This is a genomic window from Novosphingobium sp. Fuku2-ISO-50, assembly GCF_001519055.1.
In the GTDB taxonomy this organism is placed as follows: Bacteria; Pseudomonadota; Alphaproteobacteria; order Sphingomonadales; family Sphingomonadaceae; genus Novosphingobium.
This window is the reverse complement of sequence record NZ_KQ954290.1, coordinates 107,383-131,569: the sequence shown is the minus strand read 5'-3', so window position 1 is coordinate 131,569 and position 24,187 is coordinate 107,383. Positions and strand designations below refer to the sequence as shown.

The window sequence follows — 24,187 nt, the reverse complement described above, 5'->3', positions numbered from 1 at the left end:
GCCTGCACTCGGTGACTTTGCATGGATGAACGGGCCCCGGCAGGTTAAGGCCTGCCGGAGCCCGTTTGATTGGTTGGTCAGAATTTGCCGGTGAGGCGCACGCCGTAAGTACGGGGAGCGTCGAGGCCGACCATGGGAATGCCGACGACCGGTTGGACAAAGGCGTAAGTTTTCACCACGGATTTTTCGATATTGTCGACGTATCCGGTGATGGAATAGCGCTTGTTTGCGTCATGCCAGGTCAGGCTGGCATTGGTTTTGGTATAGGCCTTTTGATATTCGCCGGGCAGATATTCGATGCCGAGCACGGATTCGGATTCGATCCGCGTGCCGACCCTGGCATCAAGCGTGCCGACATGACCGAGTTCGAACGTGTGCTGGTACGACAGGTTCACGGTCCATTTCGGAGACCGGGGCATGACGCGGCCCGAGCAATTTACGGTAAACTGAGTATCAGCGGCGTTTGTCGTGTAGGCGCAGGCAGTCTGTGGAGAACTGCCGGGGCCAGCAACATTCGCCTGATAATATACAAAACTATTGTACTTCGCATGGAGATACTGGACATCGGCGGCAAACCGATCGGTCGAGATCGGTTGCCAGACCAGATCGGCTTCGGCGCCATAGATATCGGCACTCCCGGCATTTTCGGTGATCAGGTTATTCCCCGCAGCCGCCGGATAAACCGGCCCGATATGGGTGATCTGCTGATCCTTGTACTTCCAGTAAAAACCTTCGACGTTCAATTGCAGCGTATTGCCGAAGAACCGGTTTTTGGCGCCTGCGGTAAACGCGGTAATCGTTTCTGGCAGTGAGGTATTGGACGTTGCCGGATCGGGCGCGGTGGGATTGAGTGCCGATGCGTAAAAGCCGCCCGCCTTGAAGCCTGTCGCCGCATTGGCGTAAAGCAGCGAGTGGGGGCCGGCGTCAAATTCCACGCCCGCCTTCCAGTTCACCCGGCTTTCCTGGATCAGCCCGCCGTCGAGGGACACATAGGTGACCGGCAAGCCCGGCCCCGGGCCATAGCCCAACTGACCATTCTGCGTCTTGCGTTCGTTGGTATAGCGCAGGCCACCGGTCAGGCGCAGCGCGCTCGTCAGCGCGTAAGTGGCTTGACCGAACGCAGCGAGACTGCGCGTGTTGAGGATCGGCTGGGTCGGTCCGTAGGCCACGCCCTGATAGGGAACCAGATCAAAATTGAGGTCTTCATTGAAGAAATAGGCTCCGATCAGCCATTGCAGGGCAGCGGCCTTGTTTTTGGAGCCAAGCCGGGCTTCGACTGAAGTTGCCTTCGAGTACTCGTCCGAATTGACCGGAAAACCGGCGTCGTAATGCAGATAGTGGCTCACGCTGTTGCGATAGGCAGGGATGACTGTCAACTCGGCCCCACCGAAGTCATACTTGGCCGTGGCGCTGATGCCCCAGTTGTTGACGTCGATAAAGCCGTCGGTCTTGAACGGGGGCAGCAGGTTTGCAGTGGCTCCGTGCGTTATCCCCAGGGAAGCGCCCTGCAAAATCGCATTCGATCCGTCGACGGCCGCGCCCAGATAGGGGTTCGACGACACAAACCCGGTTTCCGACAAGGCAAAGACGCCCCCTGAGCCCATGCCGCCGGTGTGCGCATAATCGCCCACCACCAGCAGCGAGAATGGCCCGCCGTGATCGACCAGCAACTGACCCCGCACAGCCTGGGTGTCTTCGTCGTCGTAACCATCCGATTCATAGCCGTCACGTTTGGCCACGACCCCGGAAATCCGGATCGCGCCCACACCTTCGATCGGTGCGTTGAGCGCGAGTTCGACACGCCGGTTGTTGTAGTTGCCGTATTCGACCTCGCCCTCGGCTTCATAGCCGTTCTGCGGCCTGCGCGCGATCACGTTGACGGCGCCGGCGGTCGCATTGCGGCCATACAGCGTGCCCTGCGGCCCTTTGAGAACCTCGACCCGGTCAAGATCATAATACAACCCGGTCGGCCCGCTCGAACGGGCCAGATAGACGCCGTCCAGGTTTACCGCGACCGCAGGTTCGGCATAGGGGTTGCCCGCAAAGTTGCCGACGCCGCGAATGGTAACCTGCGTGCCGCCGCCGCCTGTGCTCGACAAAGTCAGCGCGGGCACCAGATTGGTCAGATCCTGCGCCTGGGTCACGCCCGCCTGCTTCAGCGCGTCACTGCCCAGAACGCTGACCGCCAACGCCGCCTTTTGCAAACTCTCGGTCCGGCGCTGCGCCGTCACCACAATGTCCTGAATGCCCGAGCCAGATGCTTCGGGCGTTGCGCCCGGAGTGGCAGGTGCTGCGGTTGATGCGGTGGTTGACGTGGCGTTCTGGGCCCAAGCCGGGCCGGCAGCCAGAACAATGGCGCCCGCAGCCACCGAACACAGCACGTCTTTCTGTTTTATCATGATCCATCCTCCCCATACCCATGCGCCATCTGCCCTCGCAGATTGGCAAAACCGGATCGTTGTCACGGTTCAAGGGGGTGATAGTCCCCCTATTGGAAGCTCGTCGTTGACTTAAAGTATGGTAAAATTGTTTAATCGTATGTGTGGTGCGGGCCCGCCCATGGATTGGCCCGCGCGATTGCCGCAGCCATCCCGACGGGTTGGCTGCTGGCGAGGAGAATTCTAGAATCGCACCTGGTCGGCGCCTTTCAGGGCCAGGCGTTGGCGAGCTTCGGCAGGCGTGGCGATCGTATAGCCAAGTTCGGTGAGGATGGTTTTGATCTTGACGACCTGTTGGGCATTGGACGTGGCCAATTTGCCGCGCCCGATGGACAGGCTGTCTTCCAGGCCGACACGGGCATTCCCGCCCAGCAGCACATTTTGCGTGGCGAACGGCATCTGGTGACGCCCGGCGGCCAGAACCGACCATTCGAAGTCATCGCCGAACAGGCGCTGCGCCGTGCGCACCAGGTGCAGCAAATGGTCGAATTCGGCGCCGATGCCGCCCAGAATGCCAAGGCAGAACTGGATGAACAGCGGCGGTTCATAAAGCTTGCGTTCCAGGAAGTGGGCGAGGTTGTAGAGATGCGCCACGTCGTAGCATTCGAACTCGAAGCGGCAGCCGTGCCCTTTGCCCAGTCGGCTCAGGATCTGCTCGATGTCGGCAAACGTGTTCTGGAAGACGCGATCGCGCGATGCCTCAAGGAACGGCTTTTCCCAGTCGAAGCGAAAATCGTGCAGCTTGTCGAGGACTGCAAACAGGCCGACATTGATCGACCCCATGTTGAGCGAGGTCATTTCCGGGCTCACCCATTCCGAAGCGGCGAGACGGTCATCCATCGTCATGCCCGGCGCGCCGCCGGTGGAGATGTTGATCACCGCGTCGGTGGACTGCTTGATGCGCGGCAGAAACTGGCGGAATACATCGGGGGACGGGGTGGGGCACCCGGTTTCGGGATCACGCGCATGAAGATGCAGGATCGCGGCCCCCGCTTCGGCGGCGGCGATGGATTCGCTGGCGATCTCGTCCGGGGTGATCGGCAGATAGGGTGACATCGACGGGACGTGCAGCGATCCGGTGATCGCGCAGGTTATGATGACGGAGTTCGTCATGCGGTTTCTCCTCAAGTTTACTCTGAACAGGGTTGAAATTTGGAAGCTGCGCGCGGCACAAGCGCGATATGTCGCAAGCGGGGGCCAATTTGACCGATCAACCATCCGGCACGAGCCGCGCGCCGCGTAATGACCGGCGCCGCGGGCGCACGCGCAACGCGCTGATCGGCGCGGGGCAGCGACTGTTTGCGGCGCGATCGATAGACGGGGTGACCATTGATGACATCACCGTGGCCGCCGATGTCGCAAAAGGCAGCTTTTACAACTATTTCGATGGCAAGGAGAGCCTCGGCGAGGCCATTGTCGAACTTGTTCAGGGCGATTGCGAGCATGAGATCTATGCGGCCAATATCGACGTCGCCGATCCGGCGGCGCGGATTGCGCGGGCGATGGGGGCGATGGTCCGCTATGCCGGCATTCATCCCGAACGTTACCGGGCGATGATCAACCTCACCCGTCGGCGCGCCGAAATCGCCGCGCCGATCAATCGCGGCCTGCGCCACGATATCGAAGCGGGGCTGGGCTGCGGCAGCTTTCACGCCATATCGGTCGAGGCCGGGATGCTGGCGGTGTTCGCGATGATTTCCAGCGCCATCGATCATCTCAGAACGGGTGGTTCCGACGCGCAGGGGGTGATCCGCGAGATGGGCTTCATGTTGCTGCGGTCGCTCGGCGTGGTGGATGGCGCGGCGCTGGAGGCCGCAACTGCGGCTGCCGCCGAGTTCGGTCAGCCGGTTCAGAGCAGTTCCCCGTCGGCGTCATAGGGCGGGACATTGGCGGGACGGATATGCGCCTTGCCGGCGGCATAAGGCGCCGACTGGAAACGGATCAGTTCGTCAAGCGGATCGCCCGCGCGATAGCGGGCGAGCAGCACCTCCGGATCGAAATCGACACCGATCGGGTTTTTCGCGAAGTAATCGGTCCCCATGAATGCGGTGGCTTGCGCAACAGTCATGTTGTCGAACTGGGTTTCGATCATGTTGCCGTCGGGATCGGCGTAATAGATCGAGGTGGTGAAGCCGTGGTTGATCGTCCACACCGGGTGAATGCCCGCCGCCTTGAGCCGTTCGTAGTTGCCGAGCAGTTCGCCAAGCGTAGCGTACGTGAAGGAGAAATGTTCCAGTCCGCTCGCGGTGTGTTGCACGGGCGCGAGATGCGGCAAGCCGATGACGACGACACGATGATGCTCGTCATCATACGTCATGAAACAAACGACGCCGTCTTCATGGGTGACCCGGGCGTTGAGCAGCGTCAGGTAGAAATCGCGCATGGCGGCATAGCGCGCGCTGCGCAGCACGACGTGCGCCAGCATGATCGGGCGCACGTCCGCGCGGGCAAGCAGGGCGGTGCGGTTGGCTTCTTCGATGACGGTCATGATACATCCTCTCTTCGCGGGCGGGCGCTTCAGGCCCGGGCGGGTTCCGGCACGGTGACAAAGGGCGCCAGCGCCATCACCAGTTCATTGGCGGCGGCGGGGCCGCTGGCCGCGCCGACCAGATAGAAATCGGGCCGTATCAGTGCGGTATCGGCGCCCAGTTCGTCGAACCAGCGGGCATAGGCGTTTGCGCAATCCACATCGGGGCCGACATCGGCGCTGATCCCGCCCAGAGCGGCGAATAGGTCCGCCGCCTGACCCGAAAGCGAACGCCCCGGATCGCCACTGCGCGATACAAGCACAAAGCCGCTGCCCACCACATCGTCGAAATGGCCTTGTTTGCCGCCGAAGCTGACCTTCCCGCCTGCCGCCAGCGCGCCGCCGTGGCGTTCCGTCAGGCTCATGCCCGCGCCCAGACGCGGCAATATGCCCGAGGATGGCGGTGCTTGCCCCGTTGCGCGGGCGGCCTTCATCGCCGCGTCACGTTCGGCAGCGGCGGCGGGATCGAGCACGCAGATGACTTTGCCCAGCTCGATGGCGTTCATCACCCACGCGCGGGCATGCGCCCTGCGCTCGCTTTCATAGCTGTCGAGCAGTGCCTCGGTGGCCTTGCCCTGCAAGGCCAGATCGAGCCGCCATGCCAGCGCCGCCGCGTCGCGGAATCCCGCACACAGCCCCTGGCCCGCGAAAGGAGGGGTGAGATGCGCGGCATCGCCCGCGATAAACACGCGGCCATGGCGCCATGTTTCGGCAAGGGCGCCGCGGAAGGTATAGACAGCATGGCGTTCCAGAACGGCATTGTCGGGTGTGACGCCCCACGGTTTCAGCAATTCCCAGGCGCGCTTCTCGCAATTCAGCTCTTCCAGCGTTTCGCCTTCCAGCGCCATGAACTCCCAGCGCCGCCGTCCCGGTCCGCCGGAGACCACGGTTGTCGGCCGCGCCGGATCGCACACCTGCAGCATAAGATTGTCGTCGAGAGGCAGGCTGGCCCCCCCTTTGGGGATCACGTCCACCACCAGCCAGTCGGCGCGAAAACCCAGGTCTTCCAGCGATACGCCGAGGCCGCGGCGGACCAGGCTGTTGGCGCCATCGGCCCCGACGAGCCAGCGACCGCGCAGCGATACCGCCTCGCCCGACAGACGATGCCCGGTCAAGGTTACGCCGTCGCCATCCTGGGCAAAGCCGGTCGCCTCGACCCCGCGCATGACCTCGATCAACGGCTCGGCCTGGGCCGCAGCGTTCAGCACCTTTTCCATATCGGGCTGGCTGAACAGGTATGATGTGGCATAGCCGCTGATGCTGGCGGCATCGCCCCAATTCAGCTCGAACAGCAACTCTGCGTCACGGTTCTGCCATTGATAGACGCCGGGCGTGGCGACGAGCGGGATCATCGCTTCGGTCAGGCCCAGCACACCGAGTATGCGGGCGACCTCGTGATCGTAGGCGATGGCGCGGGGGAGGGGATAGATCGCCTCGTGCCGGTCAAGAATGGCGACTGTGTGGCCGGCACGAGCGAGGAGCAGTGCGCCGACAAGCCCTGTCGGGCCGCAACCGTTGATCGCAACGTCATAAATCTTTGACATCCGGTTCCCTTTCCGCGTGATCCCGTCAGATGCCCGGATGAAGAACCGGGGCGCGCGGGGCATTTTTCCCATGACGAAATGGTCAATTTCTTGTTTGCGGTCGTCGAAGCGCCATCGGCAGAGTCCAGACGATCGTCGCGCTGCCCAGAACGGCGCCATAAGTCGCCTTCACCACCAGCGCGGTCAGCCAGGCAATCTGCTCCATGCCGAGCAGGCGGAACAGGAGCGCCCAGCACGCCCAGCCCAGACATGCCGAGGCCGTGCCCACCAGCATCGCGCGCCGGAGCAGGCTCTGCGGAAGGACGGAATGCCCCTCGATCGCGGGCACTTTGCCGGAGCGCAGATTGCGACGCGCGACCAGGCCCGGCACCAACGTGCTCATGAACGCGACGCCGAAGCTTTGCGGGGCGAAGTCGAAAGCCAGGTGTCCCACGCCCCACACCGGGATGGAGGCCCACACCGGGATGAAGGGATGCCGGCCAAATGCGACAAGGAATACCGCGACGCTGAACAGGGCGTTGACCAGGCCGCCCAGCGCTGTTTCGCGGGCGACATAGCTGCGGATCGGGCGTGGGACGAGGGCCATGGCGCGGGGCTCAGGCCGGTTCGACGATGCGCATCGAATTGGTCGCGATCGCGATGCCGGGGCCGGAAAAGCTGACCATTTCCACCGCCACGACCTCCAGAATGTCGAGATCGGCCACAGTGTTGACGATGTGGAACTGCAAGGGCAGTTGCTCGAACGTCGCGCGGTGCCAGTTGACGTTGCCTTTGCCCGTCCAGCGGCGATAGGCGAAATCATCCATCACGATATTGGCGGCGGCAGAGCCTTTGGGCGCGCCGCAGCAGACATAGCTGACATCCGCGCCTTCGCGTCCAAAGGGTGACGTGCGCGGCATGTATTTGTAGTAAAGCTGCGCGCCGCCATCCGATCCGGGCAGGATCTTTGTCGGGTTGGCGTCCTCGGCCAGATCGGTGAGGGCGATGTCGAAGAAGGTGAAATCGAGCCAGCTTGCCGAACAGGTTGCAGTACCCTTGTCCTTGTCCCACGCGATATCGGGGAATTCGGCGAACATCTTGGGAAAGCCCAATTCTTCCCGGCCGGTCATGATCGCGTCGGGGCGGCCTTCCCATATCACCGGGCAGAAGCTTCCCTCGATGGTTTCGTCCTTGCCGACATAGGTCACCGGGAAATCGAGCGACAGGATGCCGTAGCTGCGTCCCGCCAGCCAATAGAGATCGCGAAACCACGCGCACGATACCGACAGGACCGGATCGCCGCGCAGGCTGAAGCCGGGCGGAAGCAGCTTTTCCAGCTTGGCCGGATCGGTGCGATAGGCGACGCGCATCCAATCCGCATGCATGGTGCCGGTTTCCTCGGGCCTCCACATGCGCCCTTCGGGATGCTGGCGAGGCCCCACGGCGGGACCGAACACGACGGGCATGCGATAACGCGAGCCGGGATTGATCGTGCAAGTCATGGCAATACTCCTGGATTGGCGGAGGTCAGAGCGCGTCGGTTCGGACGATGCGTGCCCGGCCAATCGACGCTGGTCGGGCACGCTCGGTTGTCGGGTCAGAAATTGAAGCCCAGCCGCACACCGTAAGTGCGAGGCGGGCGCAGCCCAACCAGCGGTACGCCCAGCACCGGCTGCACGAAGGCCATCGATTTCACCGTTCGGTTCTCGATGTTGTCGATAAATCCGCCGAAAGAGTAGCGGTTGCCCGGCGCGGACCAGGTGAGTGTCGCGTTCGATACTGTCGTGGCGTTCTGATATTCGCCGGGCAGATATTCTTCGCCTAGCCAGAAGCCACTTTCGATGCGGGTGCCGATCTGGCCATCAAGCCTTGATCCGTCACGGAACTCGAAGCGGTGGCGGTAGGAAAGGTTGACCGTCCATGTGGGAGACAGCGGCACGGTTCGGCCGGTGCAGTTCACAGTCACAGCCGTACTGTTCAGAGTCGTGACCGGGCATGCGGTTTGCGCCGGGCCGGTGACGGTGGTCTGGGTGAAGCTGAAATCCTTGTAGCGCGAATGCAGATATTGCACATCGGCGCTCAGCGTATCGGCAGGGGTGGGCTGCCACAGGGTCTCAATTTCGGCGCCGTAGATTTCGGCCTTGCCGGCGTTTTCGGTGATCAGATCAAAGCCCGAGGGCAAGATCGGGCCCATGTGCGTGACTTGCTTGTTGCGGTAATTCCAATAAAACGCTTCGGCGTTGACTTGCAGTGTGTTGCCGAAAAAGCGGTTCTTGGAGCCGATGGTATAGGCCGTCAGCGTTTCCGGCTTGTAGGTGTTGGGCGGCAACGAGCCGAAAAAGCCGCCGGCCTTGAAGCCGGTGCCGACATTGGCGTAGACCAGCGATTGCGGGCCGGCGTCGAATTCCACGCCGGCTTTCCACGTCACGCGGTCGGCATTGAGATCGCCGGTCAGCGCGGCATAGCAGGTTCCGGTCGAGGCATCGTAGGGGGCGCAGGACGAGGTGTCGGCCCCGGCGGCGGCGCCGTGCTGTCCACCCTGGGTCTTGTGCTCATGCGTGTAGCGAAGCCCGCCGGTGAGGCGGAGCGCGTCGAGCAGCGCGTAAGTCAGCTGTCCAAAGGCGGCGGCGCTTTGCGTCTTGAGCTGCGGCTCGGTGCGGCTGAACGCAACACCCTGATTGGCAAACAGGCTGAAATGGAGATCCTCGTTAAAGAAGTAGCCTCCCACCAGCCACTTCAGCCTGGCCCCGCGATCCGATGATGCCAGTCTGGCTTCCATGGAAGTTACCGCCGAACCTTCGTAGGTTTGAACCGGAAATCCCGCGCTGTAGTGCAGATAATCGTTGCTGCTGTTGCGGTAGGCCGGAATGATGCTCAGCGTTGCCCCATCAAAGCGGTAGTCGATCGTGGCCGAAACGCCGACATTGTTCGCATCGACGTAACCGTTGGTGGTGAACGGCGGCAGCAGGGTGGAACTGTGCCCGCCGGAGATCCCCAGAGAGGTATTCGCCAGCAACTGGTTCGATCCGTCAGCCGTGGGTCCGGCGTAGGGATTGGCCGAGAGGTAAGGGGCGATCACAGCCGCCTGTCCCTTGCCGCCTTGATGCGCGTAATCGGCGGCGAGCAGCACGTTCAGGCGATCGGTGGGGGCCAACTTCAGTTGCGCGCGAACGGCCTCGCTCTTGTCGTCGTTGTACCCATCGGTGAAGTAGCCGTCGCGCCGCGTGATCTGGCCGGCGACACGCAAGGCGGCTCCATTGCCGAGCGGCGCGTTCAGGGCCAGCGTGCCGTGCCACAGATTATAGTTGCCCGCCTCGATGCTGCCGCTGGCCGAATATTTGTCTTCGGGCTTTTTGGTGATGATGTTCAGCGCGCCTGCCGTTGCGTTGCGGCCGTACAGCGTGCCTTGCGGCCCCTTGAGCACTTCGACGCGCTCAAGGTCATAGAACAGGCCATCGGCTCCGGCGGAGCGGGCGATATAGACGCCGTCGAGATTCACCGCCACAGCCGGTTCGGCATAGGGATTGCCCGAAAAATTGCCGACCCCGCGCACGGTGACTTGCGTGCCCGAACCGCCGGTCGTCGCAATCATCAGCGCCGGGACCAGTTTCGACAGATCCTGCGGCTGCGAAACGCCTGCGCTGACCAGAGCGGCGCTGTTTACCGCAGTCACCGCCACCGCCACGCGCTGGAGGCTTTCGCTGCGGCGCTGCGCAGTTACCACGATGTCCTTGATTCCGCTCTGATCGGCAGGGGGTGTGGCCGTTGTCGCGGGGGCATCTTCGGCCCTGGCCGGGCCAGACGCCAGGGCGATGGCAGCCATCGCCGCCGAGCACAGAAAGTGCTTCATCATCATTCCTCTCCCAGGAGCGCCCCCGATGCTTCGATCGGATGGCGCGCGATTGATCGGTGTTACAAACTCATGCCTGCTGAACGATACGGTTCTCGATTGCGCCGAGGCCTTCGATTTCGACGCGGCAGATTTGGCCGGGTTTCAGCCAGTTCTGGTCGACTGCCGCCACGCCCGAGGGGGTGCCGGTGGCGATCACGTCGCCCGGATAGAGCGTCATGACAGTGGTCAGATATTCGATCTGCGCGGCAATGCCGTAAATCAGGTCATTGGTGCGCGCGTGCTGACGCACCACGCCGTCGACGGTCAGCTTGATTTCCAGATCTTCCGGATTGGCGACTTCGTCCGCCGTCGTGATCCAGGGCCCGATGGGGCCATGCGTATCGAAGGATTTGCCCAGTGTGTATGTGGGCGTGCGATGCTGCCAGTCGCGCACCGATACGTCGTTGCACACCAGATATCCGGCGATCACCGAATGGGCGTCGGCAGCTTTCACATCACGGCACCTGGTGCCGATGACATAGGCCAGTTCGGCCTCGTAATCGAGTTGATCCGAGACGTTGTAGCGCACCACGTCATCCGACGGGCCGGCGATGCAGCTCACCTGCTTGTTGAACCACAACTGATTGGTCGGGGTCTTGATACCCGCGGCGGCAGCTTCGTCGGCGTGCGCCTGATAGTTCATGCCAAGCGCGAGAAACTTCTGCGGATCGACGATCGGAGCCTCCAGCCGCACATCGGCCAGCGCAAAGGCCGGACCTCCGCAAGCCTCCAGCGCGGGCCGCAATTCGGGCAGGCGTTCGAGCAGTGCGCGCATCGAGTCGCCCGAGCCGGTGACTTCGCTCAGGTCAACAATCTGTGATCCTTCGACTTTGCCGATCCGGGTGGTGCCATTTTCCGTAAACCGCGCCAGCTTCATGGGCTCGAGTCCTTCTCCAGTTTGGTCCGTTGGGCGGGCCGTTTTCATTTTGACTGAGCGGTCAATAATTGACGATTTGGTCATTGTCACGAAAAAATATATTTATTTTGCTCAAAAAAGAGATGGTATGGCTCCCCGATGACCCAAGGCTTGACGGAAAATCTTCAATCTCAGCGCATTTACCGCCAACTGCGCCATGCGATCATGACGTGCGAGCTTCAGCCCGAGGCGCGTCTGCGTGTGATCGAAATTGCCGGGCGTGAGGCGGTAAGCCCCGGCGCGGTGCGCGAGGCGCTGTCCGCCTTGACGGCCGATCATCTGGTGGTCCCCCTGCCGCAGCGGGGCTTTCGGGTTGCGCCGATGTTCCGCGACGACATGTTCGACTTGTTCACCACCAGAGCTGAACTCGAAAGTCGCCTTGCGGCGCAGTCAACGGCGGTCGGGCGGGCTGAATGGCGTGCGTCGCTCGCGCAGGCCTGGCAGGCGATGGTCGCTCATGGCGAGCGCCCGACCATCGATGAGGGGGTGGCGGCCGGGCATGAGGCATTCCATCGCGCGCTTATTGCCGATTGCGGCAGCGTCTGGTCGCTGCGGCTATTCGACACGCTCTATGCGGCCAGCGAACGGTATCGCCATTTCGCTTATCGTTTTCTGACAGGCGGCCGTGATCCGCATCGCGAACATGCCGAGCTTCTGGAAGCCGCCGTCGCTGGTGATGACGGCCTGGTGCGCGATTTGTGCCGGGCGCACATTCTTCGCACGCGTGATCTTCTTGATGGCGCGTTGCGGGTCATTGAGGGGCAGGCTTGCGAAGTCTGAACATCGGTTTGGGCATGGAACGCCAAATGCCCAAATGCGGAACGGCCTCGCCCTCGGCCGCATCCCGCGTTTCGTGACCTGAGCGCCGCGGCAGTCCGTCGAAATCGAACCCGTCACCTGATACCAAGGTGCGGTGATCCTGACCCATGAGGACGGCTTCTGGCGGTTCACAGCGAGAAGTGGGCGAAGGGGCGATGTGGTTCATCGTTCCGAGCCCACGACGCTGCTGTGGGCCGCCAGAAGCCGCCCGCAGGGTTTCCATTCCCGTCCGCTGGACTTCGGCGGAACGGCTCGACGATGAACCAACCCGCAAACCCCGGTTCACCGCAGGCATGCTCCAGCGCGACCGCCGCCGACGCGAATCCGCAAGTTTGTGGACGAAGCCCGGGCGGGTGAATTTTACCGGCTGATGGCTGCGCGCGGTACGCGATCGGCTTAAATTGACGCCGAAAAACGTGTCGGCCTCAAAACGCTGCACCGCGCCTTGGGACATGATTTCGCGTTGCGCGGATGTCTAAGTGATCTTTCCGAAACTCAACAGAAATCCCCTTGTCGGGCCACAATTGGCTTGTTATGCAGCCAAAAATGCAGCGCTCTTACCTTCGCGATCGAAGATCGGTAAGTGTAATGTTTTTTGCATTTTTATTGTAATTTATTGCGTCAATTTTGAAATTTTGAGCTTAAAATCTTAATTGCACTTTGTCTCTTGGACATTTTTTTGATTGTCAGAGCGTGTCTGATTTGTACTGACATGGCTTTTGTGCTGGCTTGATGCCAAGATATTGGGGTTTGTTTTGACTAAAGTCGTGATTTTGGCCGGGGGGCTTGGGACTCGGATTGGCGAGGAGACTTCGACCAGGCCAAAGCCGATGGTCGAGATCGGCGGGATGCCGATTATTTGGCATATCATGAAAATATATGCTTCACATGGGATTAACGATTTTATCATATGTCTTGGCTACAAAGGCTATGTCATAAAAGAGTTTTTTGCGAACTATTTTCTTCACTTGGCTGATGTGACTATAGATTTGCGGACCAATTCCATGGAAGTGCATGAGGCGAAAAGTGAGTCATGGAAAGTGACGCTCGTCGATACCGGCCTGTCCTCCCAGACAGGTGGTCGGCTCAAGGCGGTTCGCAAATTTCTGAATGACGACGAGCCGTTCTGCTTTACCTATGGTGATGGCGTGTCCGACATGGACATCACGGCGGAACTGGCCTTCCATGCAGCGCATGGGCGCAAGGCGACCATCGCTTCGGTAACGCCGCCGGGGCGGTTTGGCGCGCTTGAGTTTGACGGTGAGCATGTCGTTGGTTTCAAGGAAAAACCGGCGGGTGATGGCGGGCTGATCAATGGCGGCTACTTCGTGCTCGATCCATCGGTGATCGACCTGATTTCCGGGCCCGAGACGGTCTGGGAAGCCGACCCGCTGGAAGCGCTCGCCAGGTCAGGCGAATTGGTTGCCTATCATCATGATGGTTTCTGGCAGCCGATGGACACCCTGCGCGACAAACAACTGCTTGAGAAAATGTGGGCCGAAGGGCAGGCGCCCTGGAAGGTTTGGTAACCCGCATGCGGTTATCCCAAGATCCTGCATTCTGGGTTGGTCGCCGGGTTCTGGTGACAGGGCACACCGGCTTCAAGGGGAGCTGGCTGGTGCTCTGGCTGCTCCAGATGGGCGCGCGGGTAACCGGCCTGGCATTGGCTGCCGAAGATGTCAGCTTGTTCAGGCAGGCGCGCATTGCCGAACTTGTCGACCATGTCGAAGGCGACATCCGGGATCTCGCCACGGTGCGCGCCGTGGTCGAGCGCGCCGATCCGGAAGTTGTGTTCCATCTTGCCGCGCAGCCGCTGGTCCGGTTGTCCTACGAAGCTCCCGTCGAGACTTTTGCCACCAATGTCCAGGGAACCGTGCATGTGCTCGATGCATGCCGCTCTGCCCCCTCTCTGCGGGCGGTGGTCTGCATCACCTCTGACAAGGCCTACGAAAACCGCGAATGGGTCTGGCCCTATCGCGAAACCGACGCGATGGGGGGGCATGACCCCTATTCGGCCAGCAAAGGGGCGGCGGAGCTGATCATTGCCGCCTATCGCCGCAGCTTTTTTTCCGCGCCCGGTGCGCCGTTGGTCGCCTCGGTTCGCGCGGGCAATGTCATTGGGGGCGGTGACTGGGCGCAGGACCGCTTGATCCCCGACATCATCCGCGCGTTGATCGCCGGCCAGAGGCCGCTGATCCGCAACCCTGCTGCGATCCGGCCGTGGCAACACGTGCTTGAAGCGTTGGGCGGGTATCTGCTGATTGCCGAGGTGCTCGCTGCGGGTGAAGCCGGAGCGGCCGATGGCTGGAACTTTGGCCCCGCCGATGATGACACGCAACCGGTGAACTGGATCGCCGATCGCATGGTCGGGATGTGGGGGGCTGATGGCTGGGATTGTCCTGCCGTGCCCGCGGGCCCGCACGAAGCGTCCATTCTTAAACTGGATTGCGCCAAGGCGCGTGCATTTCTCGGCTGGCGGCCCGTGTGGGGGCTTGACGCCGCGCTGACGCATATTGTTGCATGGCACAAGACCATCGCTGCAGGCGGCGATGCTCGCGCGGTTACTTATTCGCAAATTACGGAATACCGTACCCTTTTTCACCGATTTCAGACTGGCAGATCTCGCTGATGGCTTCTCGAATGACCACTGACCTTGCCGATATCGTCCGCAATGCAAGTGAAAGCGAGCTGCGCGAACTGATCGTTTCGCTATCCGGTGAATATGCCGAGCGCTATCACGGGCCGCGCACTTTCGTGCCGGGCGAAAGCGTTGTGCCGGTGTCGGGCAAAGTGGTCGGTGCGCCGGAATTGCGCAACCTTGTGGATGCCAGTCTCGACTTGTGGTTGACCACCGGGCGTTACAACGCGGCTTTCGAGGAACGCCTGGCACAACGGCTCGGTGTCGCGCACGCGCTTACCACCAATTCGGGATCGTCGGCCAACCTGCTCGCGCTGGCCGCGCTGACTTCGCACTACCATCGCTCCGAGGCGCTCAAGCCCGGCGATGAAGTGATTACGGTCGCGACGGGGTTTCCCACGACGGTCAACCCGTCGTTGCAATATGGGCTTGTCCCGGTGTTCGTCGATGTCGATATCCCGACCTACAACATCAAGCCGGAGATGATCGAGGCGGCGGTTTCGAGCAAGACGCGCGCGATCATGATTGCCCATACGCTGGGCAATCCTTTCGATCTTGGCGAAGTCATGCGCGTGGCCGAAAAGTATGGCCTGTGGGTGGTTGAAGACACCTGCGATGCGCTTGGCGCGACGTATGACGGGCGCAATGTCGGCACGTTCGGCGATTTGGGCACGCTGTCGTTCTATCCGGCGCACCACATCACGATGGGCGAAGGCGGCGCGGTGTTTACCGACAAGCCCCGGTTGAAGCGGGTGGTGGAATCGCTGCGCGATTGGGGCCGCGATTGCTGGTGCGCGCCGGGCCAGGACAACACCTGCGGCAAGCGGTTCGCGCGTCGGTTGGGCACTCTGCCGCCGGGCTATGACCACAAGTACACCTATGGCCATGTCGGCTATAACCTGAAGATCACCGATATGCAGGCCTCGGTCGGCTTGGCGCAAATGGATCGGCTCGACGGCTTCATCGCCGCGCGGGCACGCAATTTCGCGGCGCTGACCGAATTGCTGCGCCCGCTGGAGGATGTCTTCATCCTGCCGCAGGCGACGCCGCGCAGCAATCCGAGCTGGTTCGGCTTTCCGTTGACCATTCGTCCCGAAAGCGGGATCAATCGCGAAGATCTGGTGCAGTATCTCAATGAAAAGCGGATCGGTACGCGGCTGTTGTTTGGCGGCAATCTTTTGCACCAGCCCTATATGAAGGGGCGCAACGTCCGGACCGTCGGCGACCTGGCCAATGCAGACCTGGTTACGACCAACACGTTCTGGATCGGCGTCTATCCCGGGTTGACCGATGATCATCTTGCCTACGTTGTCGAGGAAATCGCCGGATTCGTTGCGGGGAAGCGCTGAGGCCGCGCTGGGGTCATCCATGACGGGGAAGGCGAATCGGGGGTAACTGATGGATTTTTCAGGGATTGTTGCGCTCAAGGGCGAGTTTGAGGCGGAAGGGCTGTCGCAGGGCAGCGTCGCTGCGGAAGCGCTCTTCGCTGCCCGCCATGGCTTGCCTTATCTCGTCAAGATCGGCGGTTGCGAGGCCAAGTCGGACATGCGCTTTCTCATGCAGATCGGCGTGCGCCGCATCGTCGCGCCGATGATCGAGAGCCCGTTTGCCATGCGCAAGTATATGGAGATGGCCCCCGAAGGTGCGTTCGATCAGCTTGGCGTAACGATCGAGACGATCGATGCGGTTCGGCGGATCGAAGAGATCCTTGATGCCGGAACAAGGCTGTCGGAAGTGACCGTCGGGCGCACCGATCTGACAGCGAGCTATGGCGGGCCCGGTGTCGACAGCGACGAAACGATCGCCATGGTCAAGACCGTGGCGACTGCAGCTCGCAAGCGCGGTCTGCACATGACGATGGGCGGTTCGGTGGGCGCATCGACGGTCAGGCGCCTTGCCGACGACGCGGAACTGCGCGATCTGATCGACTGCGTCGAAACGCGCAAGTGCGTGATGCCGGTGGACAAGTTCCTCGAAGATGGCGCCATCGCCGCCGCTTTCGCAGTCGAGGAAGCGCTGCTGGGGCTGCAACTCGATCATCATGGCGCGATTGCCGATGCCGCCTCCGCGCGGATCGGGCAGATCAGGACTCGCCTGTAATGGAAATCAAATTTGTCCTCGATTTCGATGGCGTGCTGTTCAACAGCGCCTACGAGGCGTTCACGGTGGCGAACAAGGCCGTCGAGGGGCGTCCCGAGTTCCGCCAGGACGTAACATATGAAGAATTTCTCGCGTTCCGGGGCGTGGTGACGGACGCGTGGCAATACAATCGGCTGTACAGCAAGGATAACGCGCTGCCCGCTTCGGCGATAAGCAAGTTTGTGCCGGAAACGATCGACTGGGCATTTGCGAGCAATTTCTTCGAGGCGCGCAAGGCGATCATGGCCGATCCCGAATGGCCCAAAGTCATGCCGCCGTATGACTTTTTCCTGTTGCTCAAACCGTTGCTGCTGGCCTGTCCCGATCGCTTTGCGATCCTGTCGACACGCAACATTGCCTCCATTCGCGAGACTCTGGCCTTTCACGGTGCGGACGTTGTCACTGTCTTCGGTCAGGAAGATATTCGCAAACAGGGCAGCAAACTGGGCGTGGCAGAAGCGCAGCATTGGCTTGATCGCGGCAAGTATCTGGTTGTCTATGTCGATGACATGAACAGCCACCTGGAGCCATTTCAGGGCGAAATCCATCTGCCGCTGCATGCCGATTGGGGATACGACCGGGGTACGCCGGGCAGCCTTTCTGCGAACCAGATCTATACGATCATCACCTCGCTGCTGACCATTGCGGAAAAGGACTGAGCGGTGAAATACAGTGACCAGATCGGTGCTTGGTTGCGTGCGGCAGGCTATACGCACTATTTCTATGTCGGCGGGGGCAATATCATGCACCTGACCGAAAGCCTCGATCGCTATCTGACCGGCGTTCCCGTGGTGCATGAAGTGGCGGCCGGGATCGCTGCCGAATATTTCAACGAGATTGCCGCGCCGGCCAAGGCCCTGGCGCTCGTCACGACCGGCCCCGGCCTGACCAACATCGTCACGGCAATCAGCGGCGCATGGCTGGAAAGTCGCGAACTGCTGGTGTTGGGCGGTCAGGTCAAGACGGCTGACCTTGCCAACGGGACAGTGCGCGCTCGCGGTATCCAGGAAGTCGCAGGGGTCGAACTGCTCGCGGCGACGACAAAGGAAGCCTATCGTTTCATGGCGCCGATCGACGCGCGCCGGTTTCTGTCGCTCATCGAGGCGAGCTGGACGCCGCGCAAGGGGCCGGTATTCCTCGAAATGCCGCTCGATGTTCAGGCCGCAAATGTCGAGGAAGAGCCGCTGCCCGCGATCACCCCGCCGTCGCTGTCGCGTGCGAGCGACGAACAGATCGACGCAGTCGCTGCGCTGTATCGCCAGGCGGAGCGGCCGGTGCTGCTGATTGGCGGCGGTACGGACTATGCAACGGTCGAAGCGCTGCGCAACCGGATGGAAGTGTCGGGCATCCCGGTGATGACGACATACAACGGCGCCGACCGCTTTGATGGCAATGCCGCCAATTTCCTGGGTCGACCGAATACCTGGGGTATGCGCGGGGCGAACATCGTTATCCAGAAATCGGATCTGATCATTGCCGTCGGGACCCGTCTCGGGCTGCAACAGACCGGGTTCAACTGGCAGGAATTCGGCCGCGATGCGCAGATCGTTCAGGTCGAGATCGATCCGCGCGAAATCGGCAAGGGTCATCCGCGCATCGACTTCGGCATCGAGGCCGATGCCAACGATTTCCTGACCCGCCTGATCGATCGCAATCTGCCCGCGAAGACAGACTGGATTGCAGCGGCGCAGGCGATCATGGCGAATATTCCGCGCGTCGAGGATGTCAACCAGACCGGGCCCGGATTTTTGTCACCTTATGAATTCATTGTCCGGCTGGAGGACGTGACAAAGCCTGACGATCTCGTCATTCCGTGTTCGAGCGGCAGCGCGTTTACGCTGACCATGACGCTCTACAAGCCCAAACTGGGGCAGCGGATGCTGACCAACAAGTCGCTTGCGTCGATGGGCTATGGCCTGTCCGGCGCGATTGGTGCCGCCTTGGCGGGCAAAGGGCGGCGGACGATCCTGATCGAAGGCGATGGTGGTTTTGCACAGAACATGCAGGAATTGGGCACCGTCGCCGTCAACGATCTCGATCTCAAGATGTTCATTTTCGACGACCAGGGCCATGCCTCGATCCGCATGACCCAGCGCAGCTATTTTGGCGGCAAATATCTCGGCTGCGATCGCAAGTCGGGGCTGGGGTTGCCGCAATGGAGCAAGCTGTTTGCGGCTTGGGACATTCCGGTCATGCGCCTGCCGCTCGATTTTTCGACCGACATCGCGTTCCTGGAAGCGATGGCAACGCCTGGTCCCCATGCTTTCATCGTGCCGGTTGATCCCGAACAGACGTATTTCCCCAAGATCAGCAGTCGCATCACCGCGACCGGATCGATGGAATCCAATCCGATCGACAAGATGACCCCGGAAGTCGATTACCTTGCCGAGAAACCTGCCGCAGAGAAAGTCGTCGAAGGCTTCGTCAAGTAAGGGCGTGGCTCCGGGCAACGATCTCGACCGGCAATCGATGCAGTTCGCAGCCCCCGCTTTGTCGCTGCTGCGCTCTGACGAACGGCGGATCGTCATTGTCGGTGCACGCGGCTGGATCGGCCGCACACTGTTGGCGCTGTTGCGCGCTGCACTGGATTCGGATGAATTCGCCCGGCGCGTGGTTTGCTTTGGCTCAGCCGAGCGGGGCATCGTGCTCGATGACGGCACGCGTCTTGATCAGTACGCGCTGGATGACCTGGCTGCGTTGCCGCGACAGCCGACGGTGTTGTTTCATCTGGCATTCCTGACCAAGGACAAAGTCGCCGGCATGGAGGCGCAGGCCTATTGCGCGGCCAATCGTGCCCTTTCGCAAACGGTGCATGACGCGCTTGACCGGATCGGCGTCGACCGCCTGTTTGTTGCCTCTTCGGGGGCGGCGGCTTTCGCGGATGATCCGGGCGCGGCCGGCGACCTCAGGCTTTATGGCGCGCTCAAACGCGAAGACGAAGAGCGATTTGCCGCCTGGGCGCGCAACCGCGCCGGGACGTGCCGGGTGGCGATCGGGCGTATCTACAGCGTTTCGGGCCCCTGGATGAACAAGCACGAGACATATGCGCTCGCCAGCTTCATTCTTGATGCACTCGCCGGTCGGCCCATAGAGGTGCGCGCACCGCGCAGGGTGCTGCGCAGCTATGTCGCGGTGCGCGAAGTGCTGTCGGTGGTCGTTTGCATGCTGCTTTCGACGGACGGTCTTGCGGTGCAGTGCTTTGCTACCGGGGGCGAGCCGCTTGAACTGGGCGAAGTTGCCGCCGTGGTCGCGCAAGTGGGCGGTGCGATCGTGTCGCGTCGCCCGATCAGTGAACCGGAAGAAAACCGCTATACAGGCGATGCTGCGGCATGGACGGCGCTGTTGGCGCGCTATGGTATGACTCATCTGCCGCTGGATGGACAAGTTGCCGAAACCGCCGTCTGGTTGGCCCAAAAAGCCGAAGAAAGTTGATTGTTACGTGCTGGTTGAATGTGGGGGAAAGTGGTAGCGGCGAGACAAGCTGTGCTCTGCTGCGGGCCGTTTTGCAGACCAATTTTGAAGGGTGGGTCGATAAAGTGAAGTTCGCCAAGATGCTCAAACGTTCGGGCACGATTGCCTCGACCGGTGCGGTTCTGGCATCGGCACCCACTGCGTGCACCCGTGCCGGCGGCGGAGCAGCGTGAAGCGGCTGCGCGGCGGCGAAACGACGACGAGGCCAAGCATGCCTGATGCCATGTCTGCAATTCCTGAAGTATCCGTCGTGCTCGCCTGCCGGAACGAGGAGGATAATGCCGAGGCGATCGCCGCTGCGGTCATCGAAAAGCTTGAACCGATCGTTGAAAGCTTTGAGCTGATCTTCATCGACAACGAGTCTCAGGATCGCACGGTCGAGATCATCCGGGGAATGTGTGCGCGCGACCCGCGCATCCGGCTGATCATCAACACGCGCAATTTCGGACAGATGCGATCCCCCACTTATGGGATTTATCAGGCGAGCGGCCGCGGCGTGATCTCGATGTGTTCCGACTTTCAGGACACGCCCGATCTGTTGCCCGAATTCGTGCGGCGCTGGCGCGCGGGCACGGACATTGTGCTGGGCGTACGCGAGACTGAAAAATCCGGGCCGGTGCTCGGCTTCATGCGGGGGCTGTCCTATCGTCTGCAGCAGAAGTTCGGCGATTACGCGATCATTCCCAACGCGACCGGCTTTGGCCTGTACGACCGGCGTGTGGTCGAGGCGATCCGCCGATTGAACGAGCCGGAGCCGTTCTTTCGCGGGCTGCTGGTCGAAACCGGCTATTCAATCGAAACAATCCCGTTTCGGCGTCCCCCCCGGGCCGGCGGAAAATCAAACAACAATTTCTTTACCCTGCTCGATTTTGCGCTGAACGGTCTCGCCGGTTCGTCAAAGAATTTGCTGCGCGCGCCGCTCTATATCGCGTTCTTCATTTCGCTGGCGACGATATTCAGCCTCTTCGGCGCACTGGTGGCCCTGATTGTCGGGCGGTCATGGCAGCTATGGCTGTTCGCGGCCGTGCTCGAAGGCCAATTCGCCATGCTGTTCCTGTTTCTGGGCTTGCTCGGGGTGCAGGTGGCGCTCGTGTCCGAACGTACGCGTAACCAGCCGCTGGTGCTGGAGCGCGAACGCATCAACTTTCCCCAAGAATCCTGAGCGCCATGTTTGACTGGCGATCGATCGATGAGTGGAAGCGAGTCGTTCGCTACTATCAGGCGGGCCTTGCCAACGCGGCATTCGGCTACGGCATGTTTGCCGCGTTCATTGCTGCCGGCCTCAATATGTACCTTGCGCAGATCGTCGCACACCTCTTGGGTATGGCGTTCAATTATCTGACCTATACGCGCTATACGTTTCGCGGCCATATGCCTTCGTTGCCGCGCTTTCTCGGTGCCTATGCGGGGCAATACGTGCTGAGCGTGACCGCGCTGGCCGCTTGCGCCGCGCTGGGCGCCACGCCTTATCTGGCCGGATTTGGATCGCTGGTGATTGTCTCCGTGCTCAATTACTTCGTCCTCAAGAAATTCGTGTATCGCATTGGCGAGGTCCGCTGACGGCGCGGCGGTGTCTGCTGCCCCGTTGAGCGATCCTGTGATGCCGGCGGTTAACCGGTAATGAGATCGTCTCCAACCACGAGCGGCGCGCCGGTTCGGGCGACGAGATCGTCGACAGGCACGCCGGGCGCGCATTCGATCAGGGTCAAACCGTAACCTGCCGCGTGGCAGGGATTGTTGCGCATCCTGCACAGGATCGGTCGCTTTGCGGATTTATCGCAAGGCCCGGTTCGCTCCACACGATGGGCGATGATCGAGAGCTTTGCCTATACCGGATTGCCGTGCCGTATCCTGTTCGGGGAGGGGGTGCTCATGCGTCTGCGCGCCGAAGTCGAGGCGCTTGGCTGTTCGCGCCTGCTCGTTGTTTCGACGCCCCGGCAGGCGGCCAAAGTCACCCGGCTGATCGATTCCGTGGGCGATTGTGTCGCCGGAACCTTTGCCGGGGCCGAAATGCATACCCCGGTCGCGGTAACCGAGCGGGCGATGGCAGCCTTTGCGGCGTGCGGCGCGGATGGCGTGCTTGCCTTTGGCGGCGGAACGGCGGTCGGCCTGTCCAAGGCGATCGCCTGGCGCAACGACGCGCCGCAGATCGTACTGGCGACGACATATGCCGGATCGGAAGCGACCCCGATACTCGGCCAGACCGCCGATGGGCTCAAGACCACGCTGCGCGACGCGCGCATCCTGCCCGAAGTCGTGTTCTACGACCCGGCGTTGACGCTCGACTTGCCGGTTTCGACCAGTGTGACGAGCGGCATGAATGCGATCGCCCACGCCGTCGAAGCGCTCTATGCCCCCGATGCCAATCCGGTTTCGTCGCTGATGGCGGTCGAAGGCGCGCGGGCGCTGCTGTCCGCGTTGCCGCGCATTGCCGATGACCCGACCGATCGCGCGGCGCGGGCCGAAGCGCTGTATGGCGCGTGGCTATGCGGGACGGTGCTGGGCACGGTCGGCATGTCGCTGCATCACAAGCTGTGTCATGTTCTGGGCGGCAGTTTTGCTCTGCCGCATGCCGAAACCCATGCCGTGATCCTGCCGCATGCGCTGGCCTACAATGCAGTCGCCGCCGCCGGTGCGATTGCGCCGCTGGCCGGGATACTCGGCGATGATCCGGCGCTGGCGCTCCACCGGATGGCCGGAAAACTGGGCGCGCCGACATCGCTTGCCGCGCTGGGAATGCGTGAAGACGACCTCGATCGCGCCGCCGATCTTGCGACCACCAACAGCTATCCCAATCCGCGGCCGATTGAGCGGCAGGCCATTCGCAGATTGCTGCAACGGGCCTGGACCGGGGCGTCGCCGGGCGCCGAGCCATTGTAAACGCCGCGAAAAACCGCGCGACAACGAGGATGCATGATGACCGACTATTTCACCGAAACCGGCTCGGCCGAAACCGTCAATGCGCGGGTCGGCGAAGGGACCGATCCGCGCCTGGCCACAGTCATGGCCGCGCTGGTCCGCCATCTCCATGCTTTTATCAAGGAGGTGCAGCTTACTGGCGACGAATGGGATGTGGCGATCGAGTTTTTGACGCGAACCGGGCAGATCTGTTCGAACGAGCGCCAGGAATTCATCCTGCTCAGCGACACGCTCGGTGTATCGATGCTGGTTGACGCGCTGAACAACCGCCGCCCTGCGCCCGCGACCGAAAACACCGTGCTCGGCCCGTTCCACGTTGCCGATGCGCCGATGCGGTCGATGGGCGACACGATCTCGCAAGGCGGCAAGGGCGAGCCGTGCCTTTATCGGGGGCGTGTGTTCGACCTTGCGGGAAATCCGGTCGCCGGTGCGTTGATCGACGTCTGGTCCGACAACGAGGACGGATTTTACGACGTTCAGCAGCCCGGCCTTCAGCCGAAGTGGAACAATCGCGGGCGGTTCCTGACCGGGGCCGACGGGGCGTATCATTTCTTCGGCATCAGGCCGGTGTCCTATCCGATTCCGCACGACGGTCCGGTGGGCATGATGCTGCAGGCATTGGGGCGGCATCCCTGGCGCCCGGCGCATACCCATTTCATGGTCTCTGCGCCGGGGTACGAGCGGATCGTCACTCACACTTTCGTTGCCGGCGACCGCTATCTGGAAAGCGACGCGGTATTCGGAGTCAAGGCATCGCTGATCGTGGACTTCGTGCCCGATCCGACCGGGCAGGCGCAATGGTGCGCGGACTTTGATTTCGTGATGGTTCCAGCCTGAGAGTTCTTGCCGATTTCGGTCAGGCGCGGCGCGCCACGGTCAGGCATCGCGGCGCGTCCGTGTCATGA

Annotated in this window: 22 protein-coding genes; 13 read left to right on the top strand and 9 right to left on the bottom strand. The window is 61.7% G+C overall.

Annotated elements, in window-relative coordinates; all coding sequences use genetic code 11:
* Positions 1-77 precede the first annotated feature (77 nt).
* Both AQZ50_RS10130 and AQZ50_RS10125 read right to left on the bottom strand, forming a co-directional pair.
* A complete protein-coding gene (locus AQZ50_RS10130) occupies positions 78-2,399 on the bottom strand; it encodes a TonB-dependent receptor (RefSeq protein ID WP_067746105.1) in 2,322 nt (773 codons plus the stop codon).
* 222 nt (positions 2,400-2,621) lie between these two features.
* A complete protein-coding gene (locus AQZ50_RS10125) occupies positions 2,622-3,551 on the bottom strand; it encodes a 3,5-dioxohexanoate:acetyl-CoA acetone transferase (protein ID WP_067746103.1) in 930 nt (309 codons plus the stop codon).
* 89 nt (positions 3,552-3,640) lie between these two features.
* On the opposite strand from AQZ50_RS10125, the gene AQZ50_RS10120 reads away from it, so the two are divergent.
* The gene (locus AQZ50_RS10120) at positions 3,641-4,315 is read left to right on the top strand and encodes a TetR/AcrR family transcriptional regulator (protein ID WP_197412451.1); all 675 of its coding nucleotides are present in this window, start codon (positions 3,641-3,643) and stop codon (positions 4,313-4,315) included.
* Here AQZ50_RS10120 and AQZ50_RS10115 read toward each other — a convergent pair.
* The 6 genes from AQZ50_RS10115 to AQZ50_RS10090 form a co-directional block, all read right to left on the bottom strand.
* Positions 4,288-4,926: a VOC family protein gene (locus tag AQZ50_RS10115; protein ID WP_197412450.1), complete on the bottom strand. Its 639-nt coding sequence runs from the start codon at positions 4,924-4,926 to the stop codon at positions 4,288-4,290. The genes AQZ50_RS10120 and AQZ50_RS10115 overlap by 28 nt on opposite strands.
* 29 nt (positions 4,927-4,955) lie before the next feature.
* Positions 4,956-6,509: a bifunctional 3-(3-hydroxy-phenyl)propionate/3-hydroxycinnamic acid hydroxylase MhpA gene (locus AQZ50_RS10110; protein ID WP_197412449.1), complete on the bottom strand. Its 1,554-nt coding sequence runs from the start codon at positions 6,507-6,509 to the stop codon at positions 4,956-4,958.
* An 82-nt stretch (positions 6,510-6,591) separates the two neighbouring features.
* Complete coding sequence (locus AQZ50_RS10105; protein ID WP_067746097.1) at positions 6,592-7,095, bottom strand: hypothetical protein; 504 nt, start codon at positions 7,093-7,095, stop codon at positions 6,592-6,594.
* A 10-nt stretch (positions 7,096-7,105) separates the two neighbouring features.
* Positions 7,106-7,990, bottom strand: coding sequence for an acetoacetate decarboxylase family protein (locus AQZ50_RS10100; protein ID WP_067746095.1), 885 nt, complete (start codon positions 7,988-7,990; stop codon positions 7,106-7,108).
* 95 nt (positions 7,991-8,085) lie between these two features.
* Positions 8,086-10,338 carry a TonB-dependent receptor gene (locus AQZ50_RS10095; RefSeq protein WP_231730213.1) on the bottom strand — a complete coding sequence of 751 codons (2,253 nt, stop codon included), beginning with the start codon at positions 10,336-10,338 and terminating at the stop codon, positions 8,086-8,088.
* 70 nt (positions 10,339-10,408) lie between these two features.
* A complete protein-coding gene (locus AQZ50_RS10090; RefSeq protein WP_067746093.1) occupies positions 10,409-11,257 on the bottom strand; it encodes a fumarylacetoacetate hydrolase family protein in 849 nt (282 codons plus the stop codon).
* Positions 11,258-11,395: 138 nt separating this feature from the next.
* Here AQZ50_RS10090 and AQZ50_RS10085 point away from each other — a divergent pair, with 138 nt between their 5' ends.
* Entirely contained in the window at positions 11,396-12,076 is a 681-nt protein-coding gene (locus tag AQZ50_RS10085; protein ID WP_067746091.1) for a GntR family transcriptional regulator, read from the top strand.
* Here AQZ50_RS10085 and AQZ50_RS20430 read toward each other — a convergent pair.
* Positions 12,048-12,569, bottom strand: coding sequence for a hypothetical protein (locus tag AQZ50_RS20430; protein WP_156427300.1), 522 nt, complete (start codon positions 12,567-12,569; stop codon positions 12,048-12,050). The genes AQZ50_RS10085 and AQZ50_RS20430 overlap by 29 nt on opposite strands.
* Positions 12,570-12,870: 301 nt before the next feature.
* Between AQZ50_RS20430 and rfbF the strand changes: the two genes are divergently transcribed.
* From rfbF to AQZ50_RS10030, 11 genes are all read left to right on the top strand, one after another.
* Positions 12,871-13,644: a glucose-1-phosphate cytidylyltransferase gene (rfbF, locus tag AQZ50_RS10080; protein ID WP_082703574.1), complete on the top strand. Its 774-nt coding sequence runs from the start codon at positions 12,871-12,873 to the stop codon at positions 13,642-13,644.
* A gap of 5 nt (positions 13,645-13,649) precedes the next feature.
* Positions 13,650-14,744 (top strand): CDP-glucose 4,6-dehydratase, encoded by a 1,095-nt coding sequence (gene rfbG, locus AQZ50_RS10075; RefSeq protein WP_067746089.1) that lies wholly within the window; start codon positions 13,650-13,652, stop codon positions 14,742-14,744.
* An 11-nt stretch (positions 14,745-14,755) separates the two neighbouring features.
* Positions 14,756-16,102: a lipopolysaccharide biosynthesis protein RfbH gene (rfbH, locus tag AQZ50_RS10070; RefSeq protein WP_067746087.1), complete on the top strand. Its 1,347-nt coding sequence runs from the start codon at positions 14,756-14,758 to the stop codon at positions 16,100-16,102.
* Between the two features lie 49 nt (positions 16,103-16,151).
* On the top strand, positions 16,152-16,853 hold the full coding sequence (locus tag AQZ50_RS10065; protein ID WP_067746085.1) for an aldolase/citrate lyase family protein: 702 nt from the start codon (positions 16,152-16,154) through the stop codon (positions 16,851-16,853).
* Positions 16,853-17,551, top strand: a complete 699-nt coding sequence (locus AQZ50_RS10060) for a hypothetical protein (RefSeq protein WP_067746083.1) — start codon at positions 16,853-16,855, stop codon at positions 17,549-17,551. The genes AQZ50_RS10065 and AQZ50_RS10060 overlap by 1 nt, the downstream gene beginning before the upstream one ends.
* A gap of 3 nt (positions 17,552-17,554) precedes the next feature.
* Complete coding sequence (locus AQZ50_RS10055) at positions 17,555-19,324, top strand: thiamine pyrophosphate-binding protein (protein ID WP_067746081.1); 1,770 nt, start codon at positions 17,555-17,557, stop codon at positions 19,322-19,324.
* A gap of 4 nt (positions 19,325-19,328) precedes the next feature.
* Positions 19,329-20,324, top strand: a complete 996-nt coding sequence (locus tag AQZ50_RS10050) for an NAD-dependent epimerase/dehydratase family protein (protein WP_156427299.1) — start codon at positions 19,329-19,331, stop codon at positions 20,322-20,324.
* A gap of 262 nt (positions 20,325-20,586) precedes the next feature.
* The gene (locus AQZ50_RS10045) at positions 20,587-21,525 is read left to right on the top strand and encodes a glycosyltransferase family 2 protein (RefSeq protein ID WP_231730212.1); all 939 of its coding nucleotides are present in this window, start codon (positions 20,587-20,589) and stop codon (positions 21,523-21,525) included.
* 5 nt (positions 21,526-21,530) lie between these two features.
* Positions 21,531-21,923, top strand: coding sequence for a GtrA family protein (locus AQZ50_RS10040; protein WP_067746075.1), 393 nt, complete (start codon positions 21,531-21,533; stop codon positions 21,921-21,923).
* Positions 21,924-22,172: 249 nt separating this feature from the next.
* Complete coding sequence (locus AQZ50_RS10035; protein ID WP_067746072.1) at positions 22,173-23,243, top strand: maleylacetate reductase; 1,071 nt, start codon at positions 22,173-22,175, stop codon at positions 23,241-23,243.
* A gap of 36 nt (positions 23,244-23,279) precedes the next feature.
* Complete coding sequence (locus AQZ50_RS10030; protein WP_067746248.1) at positions 23,280-24,119, top strand: intradiol ring-cleavage dioxygenase; 840 nt, start codon at positions 23,280-23,282, stop codon at positions 24,117-24,119.
* The last annotated feature ends 68 nt before the right edge of the window (positions 24,120-24,187 follow it).

What these genes read in the sequence shown, in the direction of transcription:
- AQZ50_RS10065 (WP_067746085.1), top strand. Translation starts at nt 16,152, where the DNA reads ATGGATTTTTCAGGGATTGTTGCGCTCAAGGGCGAGTTTGAGGCGGAA.
- AQZ50_RS10110 (WP_197412449.1), bottom strand. Translation starts at nt 6,509, where the DNA reads ATGTCAAAGATTTATGACGTTGCGATCAACGGTTGCGGCCCGACAGGG.
- AQZ50_RS10095 (WP_231730213.1), bottom strand. Translation starts at nt 10,338, where the DNA reads ATGAAGCACTTTCTGTGCTCGGCGGCGATGGCTGCCATCGCCCTGGCG.
- AQZ50_RS10045 (WP_231730212.1), top strand. Translation starts at nt 20,587, where the DNA reads ATGTCTGCAATTCCTGAAGTATCCGTCGTGCTCGCCTGCCGGAACGAG.
- AQZ50_RS10115 (WP_197412450.1), bottom strand. Translation starts at nt 4,926, where the DNA reads ATGACCGTCATCGAAGAAGCCAACCGCACCGCCCTGCTTGCCCGCGCG.
- AQZ50_RS20430 (WP_156427300.1), bottom strand. Translation starts at nt 12,569, where the DNA reads ATGTCCCAAGGCGCGGTGCAGCGTTTTGAGGCCGACACGTTTTTCGGC.
- AQZ50_RS10030 (WP_067746248.1), top strand. Translation starts at nt 23,280, where the DNA reads ATGACCGACTATTTCACCGAAACCGGCTCGGCCGAAACCGTCAATGCG.
- AQZ50_RS10100 (WP_067746095.1), bottom strand. Translation starts at nt 7,990, where the DNA reads ATGACTTGCACGATCAATCCCGGCTCGCGTTATCGCATGCCCGTCGTG.
- AQZ50_RS10035 (WP_067746072.1), top strand. Translation starts at nt 22,173, where the DNA reads ATGATCGAGAGCTTTGCCTATACCGGATTGCCGTGCCGTATCCTGTTC.
- AQZ50_RS10125 (WP_067746103.1), bottom strand. Translation starts at nt 3,551, where the DNA reads ATGACGAACTCCGTCATCATAACCTGCGCGATCACCGGATCGCTGCAC.
- AQZ50_RS10040 (WP_067746075.1), top strand. Translation starts at nt 21,531, where the DNA reads ATGTTTGACTGGCGATCGATCGATGAGTGGAAGCGAGTCGTTCGCTAC.
- rfbH (WP_067746087.1), top strand. Translation starts at nt 14,756, where the DNA reads ATGACCACTGACCTTGCCGATATCGTCCGCAATGCAAGTGAAAGCGAG.
- AQZ50_RS10090 (WP_067746093.1), bottom strand. Translation starts at nt 11,257, where the DNA reads ATGAAGCTGGCGCGGTTTACGGAAAATGGCACCACCCGGATCGGCAAA.
- AQZ50_RS10105 (WP_067746097.1), bottom strand. Translation starts at nt 7,095, where the DNA reads ATGGCCCTCGTCCCACGCCCGATCCGCAGCTATGTCGCCCGCGAAACA.
- AQZ50_RS10130 (WP_067746105.1), bottom strand. Translation starts at nt 2,399, where the DNA reads ATGATAAAACAGAAAGACGTGCTGTGTTCGGTGGCTGCGGGCGCCATT.
- AQZ50_RS10085 (WP_067746091.1), top strand. Translation starts at nt 11,396, where the DNA reads ATGACCCAAGGCTTGACGGAAAATCTTCAATCTCAGCGCATTTACCGC.
- AQZ50_RS10060 (WP_067746083.1), top strand. Translation starts at nt 16,853, where the DNA reads ATGGAAATCAAATTTGTCCTCGATTTCGATGGCGTGCTGTTCAACAGC.
- rfbG (WP_067746089.1), top strand. Translation starts at nt 13,650, where the DNA reads ATGCGGTTATCCCAAGATCCTGCATTCTGGGTTGGTCGCCGGGTTCTG.